Annotated in this window: 21 protein-coding genes; 10 read left to right on the forward strand and 11 right to left on the reverse strand. The window is 62.2% G+C overall.

All coding sequences use genetic code 11. The annotated features are described in order from the left end of the window. Positions 1 to 53: 53 nt before the first annotated feature. Both ACF8GB_RS01825 and acs read right to left on the reverse strand, forming a co-directional pair. Positions 54 to 839, reverse strand: coding sequence for an ABC transporter substrate-binding protein (locus tag ACF8GB_RS01825; RefSeq protein ID WP_027915913.1), 786 nt, complete (start codon positions 837 to 839; stop codon positions 54 to 56). A gap of 556 nt (positions 840 to 1,395) precedes the next feature. Beyond that, a complete protein-coding gene (gene acs, locus ACF8GB_RS01830; protein WP_392526473.1) occupies positions 1,396 to 3,357 on the reverse strand; it encodes an acetate--CoA ligase in 1,962 nt (653 codons plus the stop codon). A 383-nt stretch (positions 3,358 to 3,740) separates the two neighbouring features. On the opposite strand from acs, the gene ACF8GB_RS01835 reads away from it, so the two are divergent. Beyond that, a complete protein-coding gene (locus ACF8GB_RS01835) occupies positions 3,741 to 3,995 on the forward strand; it encodes a DUF2790 domain-containing protein (protein ID WP_027915912.1) in 255 nt (84 codons plus the stop codon). A gap of 104 nt (positions 3,996 to 4,099) precedes the next feature. Here the strand turns inward: ACF8GB_RS01835 and ACF8GB_RS01840 are convergent, their stop codons facing one another. Further along, positions 4,100 to 5,662 carry a sigma-54-dependent transcriptional regulator gene (locus ACF8GB_RS01840; protein ID WP_392526474.1) on the reverse strand — a complete coding sequence of 521 codons (1,563 nt, stop codon included), beginning with the start codon at positions 5,660 to 5,662 and terminating at the stop codon, positions 4,100 to 4,102. Between the two features lie 250 nt (positions 5,663 to 5,912). On the opposite strand from ACF8GB_RS01840, the gene phhA reads away from it, so the two are divergent. The 3 genes from phhA (at position 5,913) to ACF8GB_RS01855 (ending at position 7,464) form a co-directional block, all read left to right on the forward strand. Further along, a complete protein-coding gene (gene phhA, locus ACF8GB_RS01845; RefSeq protein WP_326383833.1) occupies positions 5,913 to 6,701 on the forward strand; it encodes a phenylalanine 4-monooxygenase in 789 nt (262 codons plus the stop codon). 40 nt (positions 6,702 to 6,741) lie between these two features. After that, the gene (locus tag ACF8GB_RS01850; RefSeq protein WP_023533765.1) at positions 6,742 to 7,098 is read left to right on the forward strand and encodes a 4a-hydroxytetrahydrobiopterin dehydratase; all 357 of its coding nucleotides are present in this window, start codon (positions 6,742 to 6,744) and stop codon (positions 7,096 to 7,098) included. 237 nt (positions 7,099 to 7,335) lie between these two features. Next, positions 7,336 to 7,464: a hypothetical protein gene (locus ACF8GB_RS01855; RefSeq protein WP_256675167.1), complete on the forward strand. Its 129-nt coding sequence runs from the start codon at positions 7,336 to 7,338 to the stop codon at positions 7,462 to 7,464. An 88-nt stretch (positions 7,465 to 7,552) separates the two neighbouring features. On the opposite strand, the gene ACF8GB_RS01860 is transcribed toward ACF8GB_RS01855, so the two are convergent. Beyond that, positions 7,553 to 10,573, reverse strand: coding sequence for an FAD-binding and (Fe-S)-binding domain-containing protein (locus ACF8GB_RS01860; protein WP_197844200.1), 3,021 nt, complete (start codon positions 10,571 to 10,573; stop codon positions 7,553 to 7,555). Between the two features lie 150 nt (positions 10,574 to 10,723). Here ACF8GB_RS01860 and ACF8GB_RS01865 point away from each other — a divergent pair, with 150 nt between their 5' ends. Beyond that, a complete protein-coding gene (locus ACF8GB_RS01865) occupies positions 10,724 to 11,608 on the forward strand; it encodes a LysR substrate-binding domain-containing protein (protein ID WP_058605582.1) in 885 nt (294 codons plus the stop codon). 64 nt (positions 11,609 to 11,672) lie between these two features. On the opposite strand, the gene ACF8GB_RS01870 is transcribed toward ACF8GB_RS01865, so the two are convergent. The 6 genes from ACF8GB_RS01870 to ACF8GB_RS01895 all read right to left on the reverse strand — a co-directional run bounded on the left by ACF8GB_RS01870 (position 11,673) and on the right by ACF8GB_RS01895 (position 18,272). Continuing rightward, complete coding sequence (locus ACF8GB_RS01870; RefSeq protein WP_058605640.1) at positions 11,673 to 13,091, reverse strand: amino acid permease; 1,419 nt, start codon at positions 13,089 to 13,091, stop codon at positions 11,673 to 11,675. A gap of 811 nt (positions 13,092 to 13,902) precedes the next feature. Beyond that, complete coding sequence (gene rluB, locus ACF8GB_RS01875; RefSeq protein ID WP_392526475.1) at positions 13,903 to 14,970, reverse strand: 23S rRNA pseudouridine(2605) synthase RluB; 1,068 nt, start codon at positions 14,968 to 14,970, stop codon at positions 13,903 to 13,905. A gap of 193 nt (positions 14,971 to 15,163) precedes the next feature. Then, positions 15,164 to 15,940, reverse strand: coding sequence for an SMC-Scp complex subunit ScpB (gene scpB, locus ACF8GB_RS01880; RefSeq protein WP_392526476.1), 777 nt, complete (start codon positions 15,938 to 15,940; stop codon positions 15,164 to 15,166). Continuing rightward, complete coding sequence (locus tag ACF8GB_RS01885) at positions 15,927 to 16,652, reverse strand: ScpA family protein (RefSeq protein ID WP_181405494.1); 726 nt, start codon at positions 16,650 to 16,652, stop codon at positions 15,927 to 15,929. Before ACF8GB_RS01885 ends, scpB begins: the two co-directional genes overlap by 14 nt. A 116-nt stretch (positions 16,653 to 16,768) precedes the next feature. Continuing rightward, positions 16,769 to 17,398 carry an L-threonylcarbamoyladenylate synthase gene (locus ACF8GB_RS01890; RefSeq protein WP_058605642.1) on the reverse strand — a complete coding sequence of 210 codons (630 nt, stop codon included), beginning with the start codon at positions 17,396 to 17,398 and terminating at the stop codon, positions 16,769 to 16,771. Between the two features lie 13 nt (positions 17,399 to 17,411). Further along, on the reverse strand, positions 17,412 to 18,272 hold the full coding sequence (locus ACF8GB_RS01895; protein ID WP_392526477.1) for a PHP domain-containing protein: 861 nt from the start codon (positions 18,270 to 18,272) through the stop codon (positions 17,412 to 17,414). Positions 18,273 to 18,339: 67 nt separating this feature from the next. On the opposite strand from ACF8GB_RS01895, the gene ACF8GB_RS01900 reads away from it, so the two are divergent. The 5 genes from ACF8GB_RS01900 (at position 18,340) to ACF8GB_RS01920 (ending at position 21,991) form a co-directional block, all read left to right on the forward strand. Next, positions 18,340 to 18,933 (forward strand): septation protein A, encoded by a 594-nt coding sequence (locus ACF8GB_RS01900; protein ID WP_027915901.1) that lies wholly within the window; start codon positions 18,340 to 18,342, stop codon positions 18,931 to 18,933. A 1-nt stretch (position 18,934) separates the two neighbouring features. Then, positions 18,935 to 19,234 carry a YciI family protein gene (locus ACF8GB_RS01905; RefSeq protein WP_058605586.1) on the forward strand — a complete coding sequence of 100 codons (300 nt, stop codon included), beginning with the start codon at positions 18,935 to 18,937 and terminating at the stop codon, positions 19,232 to 19,234. A 117-nt stretch (positions 19,235 to 19,351) separates the two neighbouring features. Continuing rightward, positions 19,352 to 20,029, forward strand: a complete 678-nt coding sequence (locus ACF8GB_RS01910; RefSeq protein ID WP_078478907.1) for a response regulator transcription factor — start codon at positions 19,352 to 19,354, stop codon at positions 20,027 to 20,029. Positions 20,030 to 20,164: 135 nt separating this feature from the next. Further along, on the forward strand, positions 20,165 to 20,581 hold the full coding sequence (locus ACF8GB_RS01915; RefSeq protein ID WP_058637602.1) for a Spy/CpxP family protein refolding chaperone: 417 nt from the start codon (positions 20,165 to 20,167) through the stop codon (positions 20,579 to 20,581). A gap of 75 nt (positions 20,582 to 20,656) precedes the next feature. After that, entirely contained in the window at positions 20,657 to 21,991 is a 1,335-nt protein-coding gene (locus tag ACF8GB_RS01920; protein WP_058637601.1) for a HAMP domain-containing sensor histidine kinase, read from the forward strand. 59 nt (positions 21,992 to 22,050) lie between these two features. On the opposite strand, the gene ACF8GB_RS01925 is transcribed toward ACF8GB_RS01920, so the two are convergent. After that, complete coding sequence (locus tag ACF8GB_RS01925; protein ID WP_058637600.1) at positions 22,051 to 22,611, reverse strand: nitroreductase family protein; 561 nt, start codon at positions 22,609 to 22,611, stop codon at positions 22,051 to 22,053. Between the last annotated feature and the right edge of the window lie 36 nt (positions 22,612 to 22,647).

Raw genomic sequence — 22,647 nt, forward strand, 5'->3', positions numbered from 1 at the left:
CAAACCTCAGCGCTTCTGCTGTTTGCACCATTGCATAGCGATTGACGGCTGACTCAGTTCGCGTCTGGGCCGTAGATGTCGAAGTTGAAGTATTTCTTCTCGATCTCTTTGTACTTGCCATTGGCACGGATGGCATCGATGGCCGCATTGATGCGATCGACGTTGGCCTTGTCACCCTTGCGCACGGCAATGCCGACGCCGTCACCGAAGTACTTCACGTCGGTGAAAGCAGGGCCTACGAACGCGAAGCCCTTGCCGGCATCGGTCTTGAGGAAGCCATCTTCCAACAGCGTGGCGTCGGCCACGGTGCCGTCCAGACGACCAGCCGCCACGTCCAGGTAGATTTCGTTCTGCGTGCCGTATGGCACCACGGTGGCGCCTTTGGGCGCGAGCACTTCCTTGGCGAAGCGATCGTGGATCGAGCCACGCTGCACGCCAATCTTCTTGCCCTTGAGCTCATCGAGGCTGTCGGTGACCGCGGTACCTTCCTTCATCACCAGACGCGCCGGGGTGAGGTAGTAACGCTTGGTAAAGTCCACCGACTTCTTGCGGTCCTCGGTGATGGACATCGAAGACAGGATGGCGTCGATCTTGCGCACTTTCAGCGCAGGAATCAGGCCGTCGAACTCCTGCTCGACCCAGGTGCACTTGGCCTTCATCTCTTCGCACAGGGCGTTGCCGATGTCGTAGTCGAAGCCGGCGATGCTGCCATCGGGCTGCTTGAAGGCAAAAGGAGGGTAAGCCGCTTCGATACCGATTTTCAGCGGTTTTTCATCGGCCTGCGATACCAGGGAAAACACGGACAGCGCCAGGGCGCCAAGCAGTGCGAGCTTCTTCATCAGGTAACTCCATCGGTACGGGGCAATACAAGGCAGGTAACAGCTGCCCGATATGCGAATGGTTACAACGCGAGCCGCGCAGGGTTCGACCAAGGTCGCAGACCACGAGCGAGTGAATGGCATTTTAACGACAGCCCGGTAGTCGAAATTTCTTCAAAGCGACAACTACTTACAGAAGCGCCTGAAACCGCTGCGGGCGATGTTGACAGCCAATGCAGAATATGCAAAAGCGCAAGAAATTGAACCCATGAATCTAGCAAATCCTGGGCCTATTATTGGCAAACCCTTGTGGGACGGCAAGTGTAGCGTGATGGAGCGTTCTACAAGACAGCCAAAATGCCCCTAAACAGCGCCAAGTGTTTCCAGGCGCCCCGCCATAGCGCATTGCTGGTGACAAAAAAGTAACCGATCACTGCCGGGTAACAGGCCCAGCGGTCTATAAAGCAAAAACCCCGCCGGTTAACCCGGCGGGGCCTGTGCTGGACGCTGGCGCACTGGCGGCGCGCCCCAAATCAGCTTGCCATCAAGCTTGAATCTCGGACCGCGCGCAGCGCCGTCAAGCCGTGGCCAGGCTCATGGCCTTGTGCGTGTCGATCAGGTGCTGCACGACACCTGGGTCTGCCAAGGTCGAGATGTCCCCCAGCGCGTCGTACTCGGCGGTTGCAATCTTGCGCAGGATGCGGCGCATGATCTTGCCCGAACGGGTCTTTGGCAATCCCGGTGCCCACTGAATCACATCCGGCGAGGCGATCGGGCCGATTTCCTTGCGCACCCAGTTCTTCAGTTCAAGGCGCAGTTGCTCGCTTGGCTCGACGCCAGCATTGAGGGTGACGTAGACATAGATACCCTGGCCCTTGATGTCGTGCGGCACGCCAACCACCGCGGCCTCGGCCACCTTGGCGTGCGCCACCATGGCACTTTCGATCTCGGCGGTGCCCATGCGGTGGCCCGAGACGTTCAGCACGTCATCCACGCGGCCGGTGATCCAGTAGTAGCCGTCCTCGTCGCGGCGGGCGCCGTCACCGGTGAAGTACATGCCCCGGAACGTCTTGAAGTAGGTATCGACAAACCGGTCATGGTCACCGTACAGCGAGCGCGACTGGCCTGGCCATGAATCGAGGATCACCAAGTTGCCCTCGGTCGCGCCTTCGATCAGGTTGCCCAGGTTGTCCACCAGGGCCGGTACTACGCCAAAGAACGGGCGCGTGGCCGAGCCTGGCTTGAGCGCCGTCGCACCTGGCAATGGGCTGATGAGGATGCCGCCGGTTTCGGTCTGCCACCAGGTATCGACGATCGGGCAACGCTCCTTGCCCACAGTCTTGTAGTACCAGTTCCAGGCTTCGGGGTTGATCGGCTCGCCCACAGAGCCCAGCAGGCGCAGGCTGGAACCGTCGGCGCCGTCTACCGCCGCCTGCCCTTCGGCCATCATGGCGCGGATGGCGGTGGGTGCGGTGTAGAGGACATTGACCTTGTGCTTGTCGACGATCTTCGACACGCGGGTGATGTCCGGGTAGTTCGGCACACCTTCGAACAACACGGTGGTGGCGCCGTTGGCGAGCGGGCCGTAGACGATGTAGCTGTGGCCCGTGACCCAGCCGACGTCGGCGGTGCACCAGTACACCTCGCCCGGGCGGTAGTCGAACACGCGCTCATGGGTCAGCGCCGCGTATACCAGGTAGCCACCGGTGGTGTGCAGCACGCCCTTGGGCTTGCCGGTCGAGCCGGAGGTGTAGAGGATGAACAGGGCTTCCTCAGCCCCCATTTCCTTCGGCGCGCAGTGGCTGGAAGCCACTTTCATCAGGTCTTCGTACCAGATGTCGCGGTGCTGGTGCCAGGCAATGTCGCCGCCGGTGCGCTTGCAGACGATGATCTTCTGCACGCTGCTGGTTTCAGGGTTGGTCAGTGCCAGGTCGACATTGGCCTTGAGCGGTGTACGGCGACCGCCGCGCACGCCTTCGTCAGCAGTGATCACCACCTTGGACTTGCAATCGATGATGCGCCCTGCCAGGGCCTCGGGCGAGAACCCACCGAATACGACCGAATGGATTGCACCGATACGGGCGCATGCCAGCATGGCGACCACAGCCTCGGGAATCATCGGCATGTAGATGGTGACCACATCGCCGCGGTGCACGTCTTGCCCGCGCAAGGCGTTGGCGAACTTGCACACTTGCTCGTGCAGTTCGCGGTAGGTGATGTTGCGGTGCTCGGAGGGGTCGTCGCCTTCCCAGATAATGGCCAGTTGATCGCCACGCTCTTCCAGGTGGCGGTCCAGGCAGTTGGAGGAAACGTTCAGAGTGCCATCGGCAAACCATTTGATGTCCACGTGGTGGTCATCGAAGGAAGTCTGCTTGACCTTGGTGAAGGGCTTGATCCAGTCGATGCGCTGGGCCTGCTCACGCCAGAAGCCGTCCGGGTTGATCACCGACTGCTGGTACATGGCCTTGTAGGTGGCCTCGTCTGTCAGGGTAGTGGCCGCGATCTCGGGACGAACGGGATACAGTGGAGCCGCACTCATCGTGTTTACCTCGGTGTAATAGTTGTTTTTGTATGGGACCGATGTAACTGTACCAGAGCGATAACCGCCATTCGACGTTGGTAGTAATTTGCCAGTCGATCGGGTCGCAACCGCTCAAGCGCGGGCATTGTGCTGCCTTGCAAGGTGCAGGCCGTGGATTATTACCAATTTCACCAATAGACTTTATCAAAAGCCCCACTGTTTCACCCTGGGTCACAGTTCTAGAATTGATCTCGCCAGCAACGGCAAGAAGATTGACAACCTGTAACCGCCCCCACGAAGGCAACTGTCACTTCTCTGCAAACTTGATCAATACCTTAACGGTTGTCGTAGTGCCTCACGCACGGCGCGCACGGTCACGACCTTAAATAGGCAGATAAAACATGAAAGCTTTAATGGTAGTACTGCTGGGCAGTCTGTGCGGGACGGCCATGGCCGACGAAGCCCAGGCCGCCGAACAGGCACCGGTTGAACAGTACAGTTACTCGCAACACCTGGACATCGACCACGTCATTTCCATGAGTGAAATCCCCAATGTCTGCGGCGTAGTGCCCGCTCGCATGACCTATGCCGACTCGCAGGGCCACACCCACGTGCTGGAATACCGCGTGATGGGCAACGGCTGCTCCAACGGCTGACAGCGCGGCGACCAAGGGGGCCGAATGACCCCCTTCGCGGCCGTCTGCACACAAGTAATACTGAAAGTTAAAAGCGACAGAACACTACCCTGAGTACAGTCCAATCAGTGCCCTGCTGATTTTCCAAGTGAATAATATTTTAACTTATTGGCAATGGTCGTGTGCGATACGCCCAAGCGCTTGCCCAATGCTCGGCTGCTTGGAAACTCCTTGAGCAAACTTTCCAATACAGCTTTTTCAAAACGCCCGACAATATCGGACAATGCACCGTCCAGTGAAAAATCCCCCAACGGCTGTCGCACGCCATAATCGGGTAACCGCACATGCTCACTCTTGACCACACCGTTTTCACATAACGACACCGCCTGGAATACCACGTTTTCCAACTGCCGAACGTTACCCGGCCAATCATAGCTGGCCAACTTTTGCATCGCCCCTGTCGCCAGGCGAGGCATGGCGCATCCGATCTGCCGACTGGCCTGATCGAGAAAATACTGCACCAGCCCATCAAGACCATCCATGCATTCGCGCAAGGGCGGAATGTGCAACGACAGCACGTTGAGCCGGTGGTACAAGTCCTGGCGGAATTCGCCCCGGGCACAGAGCTCGGACAGGTCCACCTGCGTGGCGCAGATCACCCGTACATCCAGATAGACCTCCTCGTCGCTACCCACACGGCGAAAACATCCGTCCTGCAAGAACCGCAACAACTTCACCTGAAGCCGCGGGCTCATTTCAGCCACGCCATCGAGAAACAGCGTGCCGCCGGCTGTCAGCTCCAGCAGCCCCAGCTTGCCTTCGGCGCGGGCACCTTCGAAGGCGCCCGGCCCGTAGCCGAACAGCTCGGTCTCGGCCATCGACTCAGGCAAGCCGGCACAGTTGAGCGCCATCAGCGGCGACTGCCCACGCGGGCTCGCCAGGTGGCACGCCCTGGCCAGAAGCTCCTTGCCGGTGCCGGTCTCCCCTTCGATCAACAGCGGCGCATCCAGCGGCGCCATTCGCCTTGCTTCACGGACAACGGCAGCCATCAGGCGTGAGCTCTGGAAAATGCTGTCGAACCCCCGCAACTCCTGCTTGCGCACATTGTAGATACGTTCACCGATGCGATCGGCGCGGTGCAGGGTGAGCACGGCGCCAGCCAACGCTTCGCTGTCATCGTGCTCGGACTGCAACGGCGCGATGTCGGCCAGGAACACATGGCCCTTGACCTGTACCCGCAGACCGTTGATACGCGACTTGTTGCTGCGCACCAGTTCCGGCAAGTCGAAGTCGTCCACGTAGCGAGCCAGTGGCAGGCCGGGCACTTCGTCGACCCGCACCCCCAGCAATTGGGCCGCCGACCGGTTTGCCGCCACGATGCTGCCACCCATGTCGATCGAGAGCACGGGAAACTCCAGCGCCCCAAGCAGCGCATTGAGTTCCATGTGCCGGCGCTCGCTGGGCATCAGCCCCACGCGCTTGACGCCGAACACGCCCGTGATGGCCTCGAACTTGGGGCGCAGGGCCTGGAACTGGAGGTTGATGAGGTTCGGGCAATGCAGGTAGATGGCGTTGCCATGGTCACCCCCTACTTCGCCCCGCAAGACGTTGATGCCGTAGTCGACCAACAGGTTGAGGATGTCGCGCAGAATCCCGATACGGTTCTGGCAGTGCACTTTGATACGCATAAGGGATACGCCTGGCAAAAACTTCCCGCCTGAGCGGAAAACTTGTAAAGGAATTCTTACGAAATGACCGCTGATGATCATTGCAGGAGCTTGATGTTGGGACAATTCAGGGGTTTTGTAAAATTATCCTTACAAAATAGCGTGCCCGCCTGGGCCCTATCCCCTCCATGAGTAGATGTGCACTGTGCATTAACGGGTTATTTCTGATGCCTACCTGTACATAACGACAAGAGCTGATCAGGAGACCTCCATGAAGCACACCCACTATGTGGCACGCGAGCCTGATGCGCAGGGGTTCATCGATTACCCGCAGCAGGAGCATGGCGTGTGGAACACGTTGATCACCCGCCAACTGAAGGTGATCGAAGGGCGTGCCTGTCAGGAATACCTCGACGGTATCGAGCAGTTGAAGCTGCCTCATGACCGCATCCCGCAGCTAGGTGAGATCAACAAGGTGCTGGGGGCAACCACCGGCTGGCAGGTCGCACGGGTTCCGGCATTGATTCCGTTCCAGACCTTCTTCGAGCTGCTTGCCAGCAAGCGCTTCCCGGTGGCAACGTTCATTCGCACGCCCGAAGAACTGGACTACCTCCAGGAACCGGACATCTTTCACGAAATCTTCGGCCACTGCCCGCTGCTGACCAACCCCTGGTTTGCCGAATTCACCCATACCTACGGCAAGCTGGGCCTGGCCGCCACCAAGGAGCAGCGCGTCTATCTGGCGCGCCTGTACTGGATGACCATCGAATTCGGCCTGATGGACACACCCAACGGCCGCAAGATCTACGGCGGTGGCATTCTGTCCTCGCCCAAGGAGACGGTCTACAGCCTGTCTGGCGAACCCGAGCATCAGGCCTTCGACCCCATCGAGGCCATGCGCACCCCTTATCGGATCGACATTCTGCAGCCGGTGTACTTCGTGCTGCCCCAGCTCAAGCGCCTGTTCGACCTTGCTCACGAAGACATCATGGGCATGGTCGCGCAAGCCCAGCAGCTAGGCTTGCACGCGCCAAAGTTTCCACCCAAGGCTGCCGCTTGAACGCTGCTTGCCACTCACAACGCCACATGGATAACAACGTATGAATGCCTTGAACCAAGCCCACTGCGAAGCCTGCCGCGCCGATGCACCAAAAGTCAGCGAGCAGGAGCTGGCCGAGCTGATTCGCGAAATTCCGGACTGGAACATCGAAGTGCGTGACGGCCACATGGAGCTTGAGCGCGTATTCTTGTTCAAGAATTTCAAGCATGCCCTGGCGTTCACCAACGCCGTCGGGGAAATTGCCGAGGCCGAAGGGCATCACCCGGGACTGCTGACCGAGTGGGGCAAGGTGACCGTCACCTGGTGGAGCCACTCGATCAAGGGCCTGCACCGTAACGACTTCATCATGTGCGCACGCACCGACAAAGTGGCCGAGACGGCCGAAGGGCGCAAGTAAACTGCCCAGGGCTTCAGTCGCGGGGCTCACACGGGCGTGGCCGTCGGTCACGCCTTTTTATGCAGCCAGAACAGCCTTGAGCCTGCGGCATGACCTGAGTTGATCGATCCGCTGGGCTAACCGGGCGTAGGAAAAAAGCCAAACTGTCATCCAGACTTGTGTATCCTGCCCCAGCTTCTTGAAGCTTCACACGCGCCTGGCGCAGCCTTTTCACTCACACTTGCGAGGAACGACGAGATGCATGAGATCCCGAATCTTCCCTTCCCAAGCCTGAACCCAGAAGAGCCCACCGTTACCGCCCACGCTGACTCGGCACCTGCTCTCGAGCAGGAAGGTGACGATCAGACCAGCGCCGACCAGGACTAGACCGCGCGCACTGGCTGTGTGAAAACGGCTGATATGGCGCCTTGCGTTTCAGCACGTTTTCACACCGCTCGGTCGAGCAAGTTTCCCTTCAGCCCCTGGCGTACTGCAACACCACTTCCAATGGATGACGCATCGGCCGCCCAGCCATGCGCTTGACCTGGCTGCGGCAGGAATAACCGGTCGCCAATGGCTCCCCCTCCTTATCCAGTTTCAGCGCCCAGGACTGTTCGAAGATGTTCTTTGAGGTCTGCTGATTACGCGCCTCGTGCCCATAGGTACCTGACATGCCGCAGCAGCCGGTGGCCTCGGTGATCAGCTTGAGCCCAATGCGTTCGAACACCTGCTCCCACTGCCGGGTACTGGCAGGGGCGTTGGTCTTCTCGGTGCAATGGGCCATCAGACGGAAGGTGGACGTGCACCCTGCCGCTTGCTCGGGCAGTGCGCCCAACAGCCATTCCTGAGGCAACAGCACAGTGGGGCACCCCTCGAGCCCAGGCACTTTCAGGTATTCCTGGCGATAGACGAGGGTCATGGCCGGATCCAGCCCGACCAACGGTACGCCGCAGTCAGCCAACGCCTTGAGCTGGGCGGCATTGCGCACGGCGGCCTTGGCGAAGGCACCCAGAAAGCCCTGAACATGCAGTGGCTTGCCATTGGCACTGTACGGTGCCAAGTAAACCTTGTGGCCCAGGCGATGCGCCAAGTCGATGAATGCCGACAGCAACGGCGTCTCGAAGTAACGGGTGAAGGCATCTTGCACCAGCACGATGCTGCGCTCGCGCTGGGCAGGCGTCAGTTCGCGCAGCGCCGGCACCGTAGCCATGCCCACGCCACAGCGTGTCAGGGTCGCCTGGAAGTTGAAACGGCTGATCAACGGGCTATCGACCATGCCTACCTGCTCGGCCAGCAGGCGGCTGACCCATTTCGAGCTCATCACCGCGTTGTACAGACCAGGCGCATGGGCCAGATAGGGGATGGTGAACTCCAGCGAGCCGATCAAGTAGTCACGCAGAGGGCGCTGGTACCGGGTGTGGTACAGCTCGAGAAAACGCGAGCGAAAATCAGGTACGTTGACCTTGATCGGGCACTGCCCTGCGCAGGACTTGCAGGCCAGGCAGCCAGCCATTGCGTCATAAACTTCATGGGAAAAGTCAGCCTGACCCTGGCGCCGCGCCCGCTCGTTGCGCAACCGCGCAGGCAGCCCTTTGATCCATGAAACCGGCTTGCGCGCCACCTCCAATACATCCACGCCCGCATCACCCTGCAGGCGCAACCACTCGCGCATGAGCGAAGCCCGCCCTTTGGGCGAGTGCCGACGTTCACGAGTCGCCTTCCACGACGGGCACATGGCGTCGTTCGGGTCGTAGTTGTAGCAGGCACCGTTGCCGTTGCAATGCACGGCGCTGCCATAGGCCTGCCAAACCCGCTCATCGATGGTGCGGTCCAACTCGCCACGCAAGGTCACGCCATCGACCTTGGTCAGGCCCTCGCTGGCACCGGGCGGTGTGCAGATCTTGCCGGGGTTGAGCTGGTTGTGCGGGTCGAACGCGCCTTTGAGACGCTGCAGTGCCGGGTACAGCTCGCCAAAATACTCGGGCACGTACTCAGAACGCAGGCCCTTGCCATGCTCGCCCCACAACAAACCGCCGTAGCGACGGGTCAACGCAGCCACCGCATCGGAGACAGGCTTGACCAAGGCCGCCTGAGCCGGGTCCTTCATGTCCAGCGCGGGGCGCACGTGCAGCACGCCGGCATCGACGTGGCCGAACATGCCGTACGCCAACCCGTAGCCGTCGAGCAAGGCACGGAACTCGGCGATGTAGTCGGCGAGTTTTTCCGGTGGCACCGCCGTATCCTCGACGAAGGGCTGCGGCCGCACTTCGCCTTCGACATTGCCCAGCAGGCCGACCGAGCGCTTGCGCATGGCGTAGACGCGGGTCACCGCCTCAGCGCCCTCGGCCAGCGTATGGCCGAGACGCTCGACGCTGGTGTCGGCGCGCAAGTGATCGATAAACGCCTGGACCTTGGCGTTGACCTCGATGGTGTCATCACCGCAGAACTCGACCAGGTTGATGCCCAGCGTGGGGCGCTCGGGGTCGGCCGGGAAATACTCGGCCACGCTGTGCCAGACGATGTCCTTCATCGCCAGCCCGAGCACTTTGGAATCGACGGTCTCGATGGACAGCGGCCGCTGCGCCATCAAGGCATTGGCATCGCGCAGCGCGTCCATGAAGCTTGCGTACCGTACGTTCACCAGGACGGCATACTTGGGAATCGGCAGCACGTTGAGCTTGGCCTCGACCACATACCCCAGCGACCCCTCGGCGCCGCACAGCACACTGTTGAGGTTGAAGCGGCCCTGCTCGTCGCGCAGGTGCGCCAGGTCGTAGCCGGTCAGGCAGCGATTGAGCGGGGGAAAGGTGGTGCGGATGAGTTCAGCCTGGGTATCGCAGATATCCAGGGCCGTGCGGTACACCTGACCCACGCGACCGGGCGCCGTACACGCAGCCTGCAGCGCCTCTTCGTCGAGCGGCAGGCTGTGCAGGCGTTCCCCCCCGAGCAGGATGCTGTGCAGCTCAAGCACATGGTCGCGCGTTTTGCCATAGGTGCAACTGCCCTGCCCGCTGGCGTCGGTGTTGATCATGCCACCCACGGTCGCCCGGTTCGACGTGGACAGTTCAGGCGCGAAGAACAAGCCATGGGGTTTGAGGGCGGCGTTGAGCTGGTCCTTGACCACACCCGCCTGCACCCGCACCCAACGCTGCTCGGCATTGATTTCAAGAATGCCGTTCATGTGCCGCGACAGGTCCACGACCACGCCATCGGTCAACGACTGGCCATTGGTACCCGTGCCGCCGCCGCGCGGGGTCAGTTTGATCGCCTGGAAACGCGGCTCGCCCATCAGCGTGGCGACCCGCGCCACGTCATCGGTGTCCAGGGGGAACACCGCGGCCTGCGGCAGACGCTGGTAGATGGAGTTGTCGGTGGCCAGGACGGTTCGGGTACCGTAGTCGGCGCTGATCTGGCCACGGAAACCGCTGTCACGCAGGGCTTGGAGAAATGCCGGGTAGTCGGCGTCAGGGGCAACGGTAGGTAGCTGGGCGATCATCGAAGGACGGCCTCGGAATAGGGCTGATTCACGGAAAAGATGTCGTGGCGGCATGGGTGGTGCCGGCAACAGTGACGTATGTGGCAATGTTCCTGTAGTTTTGCGCCAGGGGCAAACGGATAATCCTGCCGCTATCGATGACTTTCATGAATGAATTACCGCCACCTGACCCCGTCCATGTCCCTGCTGCTGGCCTTCGAGGCGGCCGCCAGGCACCAGAGCTACACCCGCGCCGCCACTGAACTGTCGCTGACCCAGAGCGCGGTCAGCCGGCAGGTTCAGGCGCTGGAACAGCAACTGGGCCTTACCCTGTTTCGCCGCGAGGGTCGCCAGGTACGGTTGACGGACGTCGGCCGGCTGTACCAGCGCGAGCTCAGCGAAGCACTGGGCCGCATTCGGGGCGCGACCCTTCAGGCGCTGGCCTATCAGTCCGGGGTCGGCACACTGCGCCTGGCCACCCTGCCCACATTTGGCTCCAAATGGCTGTTGCCGCGCCTGAACGACTTCTACAAGGCGCACCCTGGCATGCTCGTGCACTTGCATTCACGGATCGAAGCCATCGACTTCGACACCAGCGAGATCGACGCCGCCATTGGCGTGGCCAGCCGTGACCTGCCGGGGCTGATCAGCCATCGCCTGCATGCCGAGGAGCTGCTGGTGATTCTCCCGGCGCAGGCCGCGAACGAACAACCGCACTGGAGCCCCACTCGCATCAGCGAGCAGTTGCTGTTGAACGTGGCCAACAACCCCCATGCCTGGGGTGAATGGTTCTCGCACCACGGCCTGCCCCACCGAAGCATGCGCCTGGGCCCCAGCTTCGAGTTGACCTCGCATCTGATTCAGGCCGTGCAGGCGGGGATTGGGGTGGGCCTGGTGCCCCGCGTGCTCGTGGAAGACGAGCTGGCCAAAGGAGCGCTGTACAGCCCAGGCCTGGCATTCGCCAGTCAGCGCAGTTATTACCTGATCTATCCACCGCGTAACGAGGCGCTACCTTCGCTGCGGGCGTTCAGGGCGTGGCTGCTGGAACAGATCTGACACGCAGAAAAGAAAAAACCCGAAGCGGTCAACGCTTCGGGTTTTGGATGCGGCTGTACGAGGCTTATTTGGCGGTGCTGCCAATGGCCTCAGGGACAACGCCCTTGCGCCGTGACTTGATGACATAAGCGACGAACATGCAGAGCAACCAGACCGGAATGGCGTAGACGGAAACCTGGATACCCGGAATCTGCAGCATGATGCCCAGGATCAGGACCACGAACGCCAGCACCACATAGTTGCCATAGGGGTACCACAGCGCCTTGAACAGGGGTTTCTGGCCCGTGCGGTTGAGGTGCTGGCGGAACTTGAGGTGCGAGTAGCTGATCATGGCCCAGTTGATCACCAGGGTGGCCACGACCAGCGACATCAGCAGCTCCAGCGCGCTGGAAGGCATCAAGTAGTTGAGCAGCACGGCGATCAGGGTCACAGCCGCCGACACCAAAATCGAACGCACCGGTACGCCACGCTTGTCGACCTTGGCCAGGGCAGCCGGCGCATCGCCCTGCTCGGCCATGCCCAGCAACATGCGGGCATTGCAGTAGGTGCCGCTGTTGTACACCGACAAGGCCGCGGTCAGGACCACGAAGTTCAGCAGGTTGGCGGCCACATCGCTGCCCAGCAACGAGAACACCTGCACGAACGGGCTGCTGCCGTAGCTGCCGCCGGAGGCATCGATGCTGGCGACCAAGGTGTCCCATGGCGTGAGCGACAACAGGATCACCAAGGCGCCGACGTAGAAGATCAGGATACGGTAGATGACCTGGTTGATGGCCTTGGGGATCACGGTCTTGGGCTTGTCAGCTTCTGCGGCCGTGAAGCCGAGCATCTCCAGCCCCCCGAACGAGAACATGATGAACGCCAGGGCCATCACCAGGCCACTGACTCCATGGGGGAAGAAGCCACCGTGCGACCACAGGTTGGCCACGGTCGCGTCAGGTCCGCCACTGCCGCTGGTCAGCAGGTAGGCACCCAGGCCGATCATGCTGACAATGGCCACCACCTTGATGATGGCAAACCAGAACTCGGCTTCGCCGAAGAACTTCACGTTCATCAGGTTGATGGCGTTGATCAGCACGAAGAAGGCAGCGGCTGTCACCCAGGTAGGGATTTCCGGCCACCAGTAGTGCACGTACTTGCCCACGGCGGACAGTTCGGACATGCCCACCAAGATGTACAGCACCCAGCAGTTCCAGCCCGACAGGAAGCCGGCAAAGCCCCCCCAGTAGGTATGGGCGAAATGGCTGAACGATCCGGCCACGGGCTCCTCGACGATCATTTCGCCCAACTGGCGCATGATCATGAAAGCGATGAAGCCACAGATCGCGTAGCCCAGAATCATCGAAGGCCCGGCGGATTTCATCACGCCTGCCGACCCCAGGAACAGGCCGGTGCCGATGGCGCCCCCCAGGGCGATCAACTGAATATGGCGGTTCTTCAGGCCCCGCTTGAGCTCGCCTGAATGCTTGTCGTGTCCACTCATGAACGAAGTCACCTGCATTGTTTTTATCTGTGACGGAATCGGACCCACCGCGCTCGTGGCGCAGCGGAATGGGCAAGGTGGTCACCTTGTTTCCTGAGGGTGCAACTGCGCGGTCGAGTCAACCGGGCGGGGTCAGGAGTGCGCGGTACGCAAGGGGGTCACAGGTAAAACGCGGCGCACTGTATAACCCTGCGAGCGCGCAGGCGTCAACGCGTTGCGTGGTTTCCGGCGGAAAAAACGCAGCGTTCCTGAGGTAATGGCCTTTGTGGGCGAGGTGATCGGCGTACATGGCGCCTCCAATTGTTGTTTTATCAACCGGCTCTGCGGCGGGCTGTTGCACGGGGCAATGAGGGCTATAACACCCTGGGGCGGGGGTTTAGGCAAGACAGGGATGTGACCGACGGCGCAACCGAGCACCCATGCTCCGGCAAGCTTTCTTTACGCCCGAGGAAGTTTTCTGGTTTGCTGCAAGAATTGGCCGATGCTTGTAAAAAAATCCTTACAAGCTGGCAATCTAAGTTGCCAACCGAACGAAATGGCTTTTCGCCCAATGGGTTACGCTCGGTCCATGAGCTGCATGCGAGCAGGCGAATTGCACCGTCTAGTGGGTTGCATCTGGACAGGAGCGCAGTTCAGGTAGCTGGTTGCACATTGGGGCCGCTTCGCGCCCCATCGTCAGCCAACTGACTCCTGCTCAGCGCGAGTTACTCGCCTAGCGCAGAAGCCGGCTTGCCGGCAATGAGCTGCGCAGCAGCCCCAATGTGTTCAGCGTCGGTACACAGGCCAGGGCCGACAAGTGGCCCCGAATGCCTCAGCCGCGCGGCTTGCCGCGACCACGGCCAGCTGGCTTGTCACCCTCGGGCTTGGCCGGGCGCTTGCGCATTTCGCTTGGGCGCTCGGCCACTGCGCTGCCACGGTTGCCTTTGCGCGGCGACTCTTCGCGCGCCGGGCGTGCTGGGCGCTCGCCGGCCGCTGCGCCGTCCTGGGCTGGGCGCAGGCTACGCACGCGCTCACCACGGCCCAGGGGGCGGGACGATTTGCGCTGCAGGCGCTCCATCTTGTCCTTGGCCTTGAGCTTCATGGCCGGCAACGCCACGGGCTGCAAGCCCACCTCGGCCGCCAGGATGTCAATTTCACCCTGGGTCATTTCACGCCAGCGGCCCATGGGCAAGTCCGAGTTGAGGAAAACCGGGCCAAAGCGCACACGCTTCAGGCGGCTGACCACCATGCCCTGCGACTCCCACAGGCGACGCACCTCACGGTTACGGCCTTCCATCACCACGCAGTGGTACCAGTGGTTGAAGCCTTCGCCGCCTGGTGCCTTCTGGATGTCGGTGAACTTGGCCGGGCCGTCCTCGAGCATGACCCCCGCCTTCAGGCGATCGAGCATCTCGTCGTCCACTTCCCCACGTACGCGCACGGCGTATTCGCGGTCCATTTCGTACGACGGGTGCATCAGGCGGTTGGCCAGCTCACCGTCGGTGGTGAACAGCAGCAGACCGGTGGTGTTGATGTCCAGACGGCCGATGTTGATCCAGCGACCTTCCTTGGGGCGTGGCAGGCGATCGAACACGGTCGGGCGACCTTCCGGGTCGTCGCGGGTGCAGATCTCGCCATCGGGCTTGTTGTACATGATCACCCGGCGCGTCGCCTCGGCCGCCTCTTCACGCTTGATCAGCTTGCCGTCCACAGCAATGGCGTCATGCAGGTCGACGCGCTGGCCAAGGGTGGCTGCAACGCCGTTGACCTTGATGCGGCCCTGGCTGATCCAGGCCTCGACGTCACGGCGCGAGCCCACGCCAATGCGCGCGAGAACTTTCTGCAGCTTCTCGCCAACAGGTGGGGTGATCTGGGTATCTTGCAGGTCTTGCTCACTCATCTGGGCACCTCCCGGTGTAGGAATGAAAACAGGTTTCTGGCAACGAACGCGCCAAAAGGCCGCGCATCATACGTGGTTCGCCGCATGAATGCATGGGAGGGTAGAAGCTTTTACACCCCTTGCCAGGACTTTCTGCCAGGCGGGCCCTGGTCGGCGGCCAGGCCCCTGGCCACAGCAGATGGCGTTGCGGCGTTCAGGCCTGCTCGTTCTGCTCCCCCTCCAGCGATGCTTCGGCATCAGGGTCGTGCTGGAGCACGTCGTCGAAATCGGTCTTGAGGCCCTGCTCCATGGCGTCGAGCTCCACGAGCAGGCTGCGAAAGCTGGTCTCGTCCTTGACCGGTTCAGCCTCTTCGTCCTCGCCCAGGCTGGCGTCGGCCAGGGCCTGCAAGTGCGCCGGTACCGGGGCGTCGTCCGGGTCGAGCGCGGGCTCGGGCTCCATCTCGCGCAATTCGGCCAGTGCTGGCAGCTCATCCAGGCTGCGGAGGTTGAAATGATCCAGAAACGCCTTGGTCGTGGCGAACAGGGCCGGCCGCCCGGGCACTTCCCGATGGCCCACCACGCGTATCCACTCGCGCTCGATCAACGTCTTGACGATGTTACTGTTGACCGCCACGCCACGCACGTCCTCGATTTCGCCACGGGTGATGGGCTGGCGATAGGCGATCAGCGCCAGGGTCTCGAGCAGCGCCCGGGAGTAGCGCTGCGGGCGCTCTTCCCACAGCCGGCCGACCCAAGGGGCGTAATCCTCGCGAATCTGCAGCCGATAACCATTGGCCACTTCCTTGAGCTCGAACGCACGACCGGCGCACGACTTGCCCAGCACCTCGAGTGCGCGCTTGAATGCCTTCGGCTCGGGCCGCTCGGGCTCCTCGAACAGCTCGTACAGGCGTTCGAGCGATTGCGGCTTGCCAGAGGCCAGCAGGAAGGCTTCGATCAGCGGAGCCAGGTCGCGGGGGTCATTCAGGTTCATGGGCGTCTTCAGCAGGAGCAGGGCGTAACCGCACATGGATGGCGGCAAAGGCTTCATTTTGCACCAGTTCGACGAGGCTTTCCTTTACCAGTTCCAACACAGCCATGAACGTGACCACCACCCCCAGCTTGCCTTCATCGGGAGCGAACAGATCGATGAAGGCCACGAAACCTCCGTCTTTCAAGCGTTCCAGCACCTGCCCCATGCGCTCTCGGGTCGAAAGGGTCTCTCGGCTGATCTGGTGGCTTTCGAACAGGTCGTTGCGGCGCATCACTTCGGCCATGGATGCCAGCAGCTCCGGCAGGCTGACCTGCGGCAACAATTTACGTACCTTTGCCTGGGGCGCCTCCAGGCACGGCACGACCAGGTCACGACCGACCCTGGGCAACCCGTCCAGGCCCTCGGCGGCTGCCTTGAAGCGTTCATACTCCTGGAGGCGTCGGATCAGCTCGGCGCGCGGGTCGCCCTCCTCCTCCTCGACCGTGACGCTGCGCGGCAGCAGCATGCGCGACTTGATTTCAGCCAGCATGGCGGCCATCACCAGATATTCGGCAGCCAGCTCAAGGCGCACGGTTTTCATCAACTCGACGTAGCCCATGTACTGGCGCGTGATTTCTGCCACCGGGATATCGAGGATGTCGATGTTCTGCTTGCGAATCAGGTACAGCAGCAGGTCCAGCGGCCCTTCAAACGCTTCGAGAATGACCTCCAGGGCATCGGGGGGTATGTACAAGTCCAGCGGCAGCTCGGTCACGGCCTCGCCGTAGACCAACGCCAGCTGCAGCTGGCCTGGCAGCTCGGCCGCTGCCTGAGCTAACGGTTCGGAGGTCACGCGCTGACCAAGAACGGAGTAGGGTCGCCGCAGCCCTCTCGAATCAGCTCGGGCTCCTCGCCTGACAGGTCGATGATGGTCGACGCCTTGAGGTCACCGTAGCCGCCATCGATCACCAGGTCGACATGGTGTTCCAGGCGCTGGCGGATTTCGTAGGGATCGGTCATGGGTTCGGCGTCGCCAGGCAGGATCAGGCTCACGCTCATCAAGGGTTCACCCAGCTCGGCAAGCAGTGCAAGGGTGATGGCATGGTCAGGCACGCGCAAGCCGATGGTGCGGCGTTTTTCATGCAACAACAGGCGCGGCACTTCGCGGGTGCCGTTGAGAATGAAGGTGTACGGCCCCGGCACATGGGCCTTGAGCAGCCGGAAGGTGCCGGTATCGACCTTGGCATACAAGCCCAGCTGCGACATGTCGCAGCACATCAGGGTGAAGTTGTGGGTCTTGTCCAACCCACGCAAACGGCGCACCCGTTCAATGGCTGACTTGTCACCGATCTGGCAACCCAGTGCATAGGCCGAGTCGGTCGGGTAGACCACGACCCCACCCTTGCGAATGATCTCGACCGCCTGGCGTATCAGCCGCGGCTGTGGGTTTTCCGGGTGAATCTGGAAAAATTGGCTCACATCGTCGTCCTGTTCAAACCGGCAATGGCTGTTCATGGCTGAAACGGTGCCACACAGGTGGCAGGTCCTCGGGCAAAGGCCGATAGGCACCGATTTCGCCCCAGGTGCCGGGGCCATGGAAGTCACTGCCAGCACTTGCCAGCAGCCCGAACTCACGGGTGAGGATGGACAAAGTGCCCACCTGCTCGGCCGGCATCATCCCATTGACCACTTCAAGCGCCTGCCCGCCTGCCTGAATATAGTCGGCAATCAGGCGCCTGCGCTTGCTGCGCGTCAGCTCGTAATGCATGGGATGCGCCAGGCTCACCCATGCATTGGACTGGCGCAGGGTGGCAACGGTTTCCTCCAGTGATGGCCAATGCTGCTTGACGTCACCGAGCTTGCCGGCGCCGAGCCACTTGCGGAAGGCCTCGCCACGGTCTTTGACGTGGCCGGCACGCACCAGATAATCGGCAAAGTGTGGCCGGGCCGGGGCATTGCCACTGTCACCGAGCGCCTGCTGGATTTGCCGTGCACCTTCCAGCGCCCCGGGCATGCCCTTGGCCGCCAGGCGCCTGTCGATTTCCTCGGCACGCAACCAGCGGCCGCGGTGCAGGGCCTCGATCGCTGCCAACAAGGGCGGAGCGTCCACGGGAAAGTTGTAACCGAGTATATGAATGGTTGCGCCGCCCCAGGTGCAGGACAGCTCGACGCCGCTGACCCATTGCATGCCGTGCTCGCGGCAGGCTTGGCAGGCCTCGGCCAGGCCTTCGAGGGTATCGTGGTCGGTGAGCGCCAGCGTACGCACCCCGTGCTCGAAGGCCCGGGCGACCAAGGCCGAAGGCGACAAGGCGCCATCGGAGGCCGTGCTGTGACAGTGCAGATCAACATTCATGGAGTAGCGCTTTCGCTGGATTGGATGTTTGTTATTATGCCGTCACATCCCGGTTCTGGCTGCCATTGTGAAACAATTCATCGATTTCATCCCGCTGCTGCTGTTCTTCATCGTCTACAAATTGGATCCACGGCCTGTCGAGCTGGCCGGGCACAGCTTCGAATTCGGTGGTATCTACAGTGCCACTGCCATGCTGATCATCAGCTCGCTGGTGGTATACGGCGCATTGTTCCTGCGCCAGCGCAAGCTTGAGAAAGGTCAGTGGCTGACGCTGGTCGCCTGCCTGGTGTTTGGCGGCCTGACTCTGGCCTTTCACAGCGAAACCTTCCTCAAGTGGAAGGCGCCCGTGGTGAATTGGCTGTTCGCCCTGGCCTTCGCCGGTAGCCACTTCATAGGCGACCGGGTACTGATCAAGCGCATCATGGGCCACGCGCTGACCTTGCCCGATGCCATCTGGGCCCGCCTGAATCTCGCCTGGATCGCATTCTTCCTGTTCTGCGGCGCCGCCAACCTGTTCGTCGCCTTCACCTTCCCGGCGTTCTGGGTCGACTTCAAGGTGTTCGGCAGCCTGGGCATGACCGTGCTGTTCCTGGTGGCCCAAGGGCTGTACCTGTCGCGCCATCTGCAAGATACCTCCTCTGCCTCCAAACCCAAGGACTGACATGCTCTACGCCATCATTGCCAGCGACGTCGCCAACTCCCTGGAAAAACGCCTGGCTGCACGCCCGGCCCACATCGAGCGCCTCCAGCAGCTCAAGGCCCAAGGCCGCGTGGTACTGGCCGGGCCACACCCGGCCATCGACAGCAACGACCCAGGCCAGGCCGGCTTCAGCGGCAGCCTGATCGTGGCCGAGTTCGATTCCCTGAGCGCCGCCCAAGCCTGGGCCGATGCCGATCCGTACATCGCTGCAGGCGTCTACGACCAGGTCGTGGTCAAGCCCTTCAAGCAAGTGCTGCCTTGAAACACCTCGCCTAGAAGGCGTGCTCGGCATCGCCAGTTGGCAGCAGACCTCAAGACTGGGGTATCTTTGCGGCTGGCGGACCAACGCGTCGCCGTCAATGGTTGAATTGAGTGAGTCATGAGCGAGCTGTTACTGATTGATGACGACCAGGAGCTGTGCGAGCTGCTCAGCAGCTGGCTGACCCAGGAAGGGTTCACCGTGCGGGCCTGCCACGATGGCCAGGCTGCACGCCAGGCCTTGGCCGACCGTGCGCCATCGGCCGTGGTACTGGATGTGATGCTGCCCGACGGTAGCGGGCTTGAGCTGCTCAAGCGCCTGCGCAGTGAGCATGCCGACCTGCCCGTGGTGATGCTGTCGGCCCGCGGCGAGCCGCTGGACCGTATCCTGGGCCTTGAACTGGGCGCCGACGACTACCTGGCCAAGCCGTGCGACCCGCGCGAGCTGACCGCGCGCCTGCGCGCCGTGTTGCGCCGCAGCCATCCAGCCCCTGCCACCAGCCAACTGGAACTGGGCGACCTGGTCTATAGCCCTGCCCGCGGGGTGGCCAGCATCGACGGTCGCGAACTGACCCTGACCCTCTCTGAAAGCCGTATTCTCGAAGCATTGCTGCGCCAACCGGGCGAGCCTCTGGACAAACAGGAGCTGGCGCAGATCGGTCTTGGCCGGCGGTTGACGCTCTACGACCGCAGCCTGGATATGCACGTGAGCAATCTGCGCAAGAAGATCGGCCCTCACGCCGACGGTCGACCCCGCATCATCGCCCTGCGCAGCCGCGGCTACTACTACTGCTTGTAGTCGCTTGCGCCAGGCTGACGCCAGGGAAGGGAGCTTGCCTTTACGTTCCCTTTACCGTGCGCTGACCGCGCTTGACGATCATCTCCCTAGACTGTGCTCATCCGGTGATCACCGGCCCATGACAGGAGAGACACCATGCGCAAGACCCTTACCGCCCTGCTGTTCGCCGCCGCACTGCCCACCGTTGCCATGGCCATGCCCGACGGCGGCCCGCGCCATGACGGCCCGCACCATCGCGGTGGCCCGGCATTCCACGAGCTGGATCTGAGCCGCGAGCAGCGCGACCAGATTGGCAAGCTGATGGGCGATCAGATGAAACAGCGCCGCGACATCACGGAGCGTTACCTTGACAAGCTGCCGGCGGCCGACCAGAAAGCCATGAAGCAAGAGATGCAAGCTAGCCGCGACAAGACCGACGCTGCGGTCCGCAACCTGCTCAAGCCAGACCAGCAGAAGAAGTTCGACGAACTGCAAAAAGAACGCGCCGCCAAGAAGGCGGAGTGGCAGGAGTTCCAGGCCTGGAAAGCTGAAAAAGCCGGCAAGTCCCAGTAAGCTCCAGTGTCAGCGCCCGCCGTGCCCCAGGTTAGCCTGGCGCGCGGCGGGCTTTCATCGTTTGGGGAGGTCTACGTGCGTTCACTGTTCTGGCGCATCCTGGCCAGCTTCTGGCTGGCCATCGCCCTGGTAGCAGGGCTGTCGATACTGCTGGCGCACACGCTCAACCAGGACGCCTGGATTCTAAGCCGTCATCCGGGGCTGAACACGCTAGCCAGCCAATGGGCCAGGCACTACGAGCAGGAAGGCCCCGGCGCAGCGCAGCATTTTCTCGAAAGGCGCAAGGCGCGCTACAAGATCGACGTGCAAGTGCTGGACGACAGTGGCGACGCTGTGGTGCCAGGCACCTTTCCCCGGCGCGCGGCTGCACTCGAAGCCAGGCAGCACAACGATGACCGGCGCCTGCCGTGGCGCCGCCTGACCGAGGAATACACCAGCCCCCAGAGCAATGCGTCCTACCTGCTGATCTACCGCATCCCCCACCCCGCCCTCGATGCCTGGCACCGCGAGAGCCTGCTCTGGCCGCTGAGCGCACTGGGCATCGCCCTGGTGGTGCTGACCTTGTTCAGCCTGTTCGTGACACTGTCCATCACCCGCCCCCTGAGCCGCTTGCGTGGCGCGGTGCACGACCTGGGGCAGAGTACCTACCAGCAGAACAGCCTGGCGCAACTGGCCGGCAGGCGCGACGAATTCGGGGTCCTGGCCAAGGATTTCAACAAGATGGGCGCTCGCCTGCAGAGCACCATCGCCAGCCAGCGCCAGTTGCTGCGCGATGTGTCCCACGAGCTGCGTTCTCCACTGGCCCGGCTGCGCATCGCCCTGGCCCTGGCCGAACGGGCCGAGCCGGAGCAGCGTCAGGCCTTGTGGCCGCGCCTGACCCGCGAATGCGACCGCCTGGAAGACCTGATCAGTGAGATTTTGACCTTGGCGCGCGTGGACGCCGACCAAGCCCATGCCGAAACGGTCGATCTCAACGCGCTGCTGGGCAGCGTGCGCAAGGACGCGCAACTGACGGCCCCTGAGCATGATGTACGCCTTGAAGCGCAACCCGGGTTGACCCTGCAGGGTTGGCCAACCCTGATCGAGCGTGCAGTGGACAACCTGCTGCGCAATGCCCTGCGCTTTACCCCGGCGGGTCAACCTGTGGAGCTGAGCGCGTGGCGCGAGGGCGACATGCTTCGGGTGTGCGTACGTGACCGGGGCCCTGGCGTGGCAGCTGCGCACCTGGCTCAACTGGGCGAGCCGTTTTTCCGGGCGCCGGGACAACAAGCTCCGGGACACGGCCTTGGGCTGGCGATTGCACGCAAGGCGGCAGAGCGCCATGGCGGCCGACTGATACTGGCCAACCATCCACAAGGCGGTTTCGTCGCGACGCTGGAGCTGCCGGTGGCGGAAGCGCCTGGCGGCTAACTAACGCCACTGCGCAGGTCTGCGCAATGGCCAACGGCTTGGGTCAAACGCGGCGGGGGTCAGTCGCCCCAGGCGCTGACGAAGTCGGCAGTGGCGAGCACAGGCGCCGTGCGAGGCTCGGTCAAGGGCGTACCCACATACAGGAAGCCAAGCAGCTCCTCGTTGTCTGCCAAGCCCAGGCCTGCATGGACATGGGCATCGAAGGCCAGGTCCCCGGTGCGCCATACGGCACCCACGCCCTGGGCGTGCGCGGCAATCAGTATGCCGTGGGCCGCGCACCCTGCCGCCAGTTGCTGCTCAAGCACCGGGACCTTGGGGTGCTGCTTGTGCAACCGGGCAATGACCACGATCAGCAAGGGCGCGCGTAGCGGCATGGCGCGGGCCTTGCTCAACGCAGCCTCGCTGGCATCGCCGCGCTTTTGGACTGCGCTGGCGAACAGCTCACCCAACCGCTCGCGTGCTGGTCCTTCGATAGTCAGAAAGCGCCAAGGGCGTAGTTGACCGTGGTCCGGGGCGCGCAGCGCAGCCTGGAACAAGGCCTCACGCTGGGCATCGTTGGGCGCAGGGTCGGTCAGGCGCGGGACCGAAACCCGGTTGAGCAATGCGTCGAGAGCCTCCATCGGCTACCCTCCTGGAACATGAATGTGCGGCCATTC

Origin of the sequence: Pseudomonas sp. xss_4 (genome assembly GCF_043104125.1) — a bacterium.
Taxonomy (GTDB): Bacteria; Pseudomonadota; Gammaproteobacteria; order Pseudomonadales; family Pseudomonadaceae; genus Aquipseudomonas; species Aquipseudomonas parafulva_B.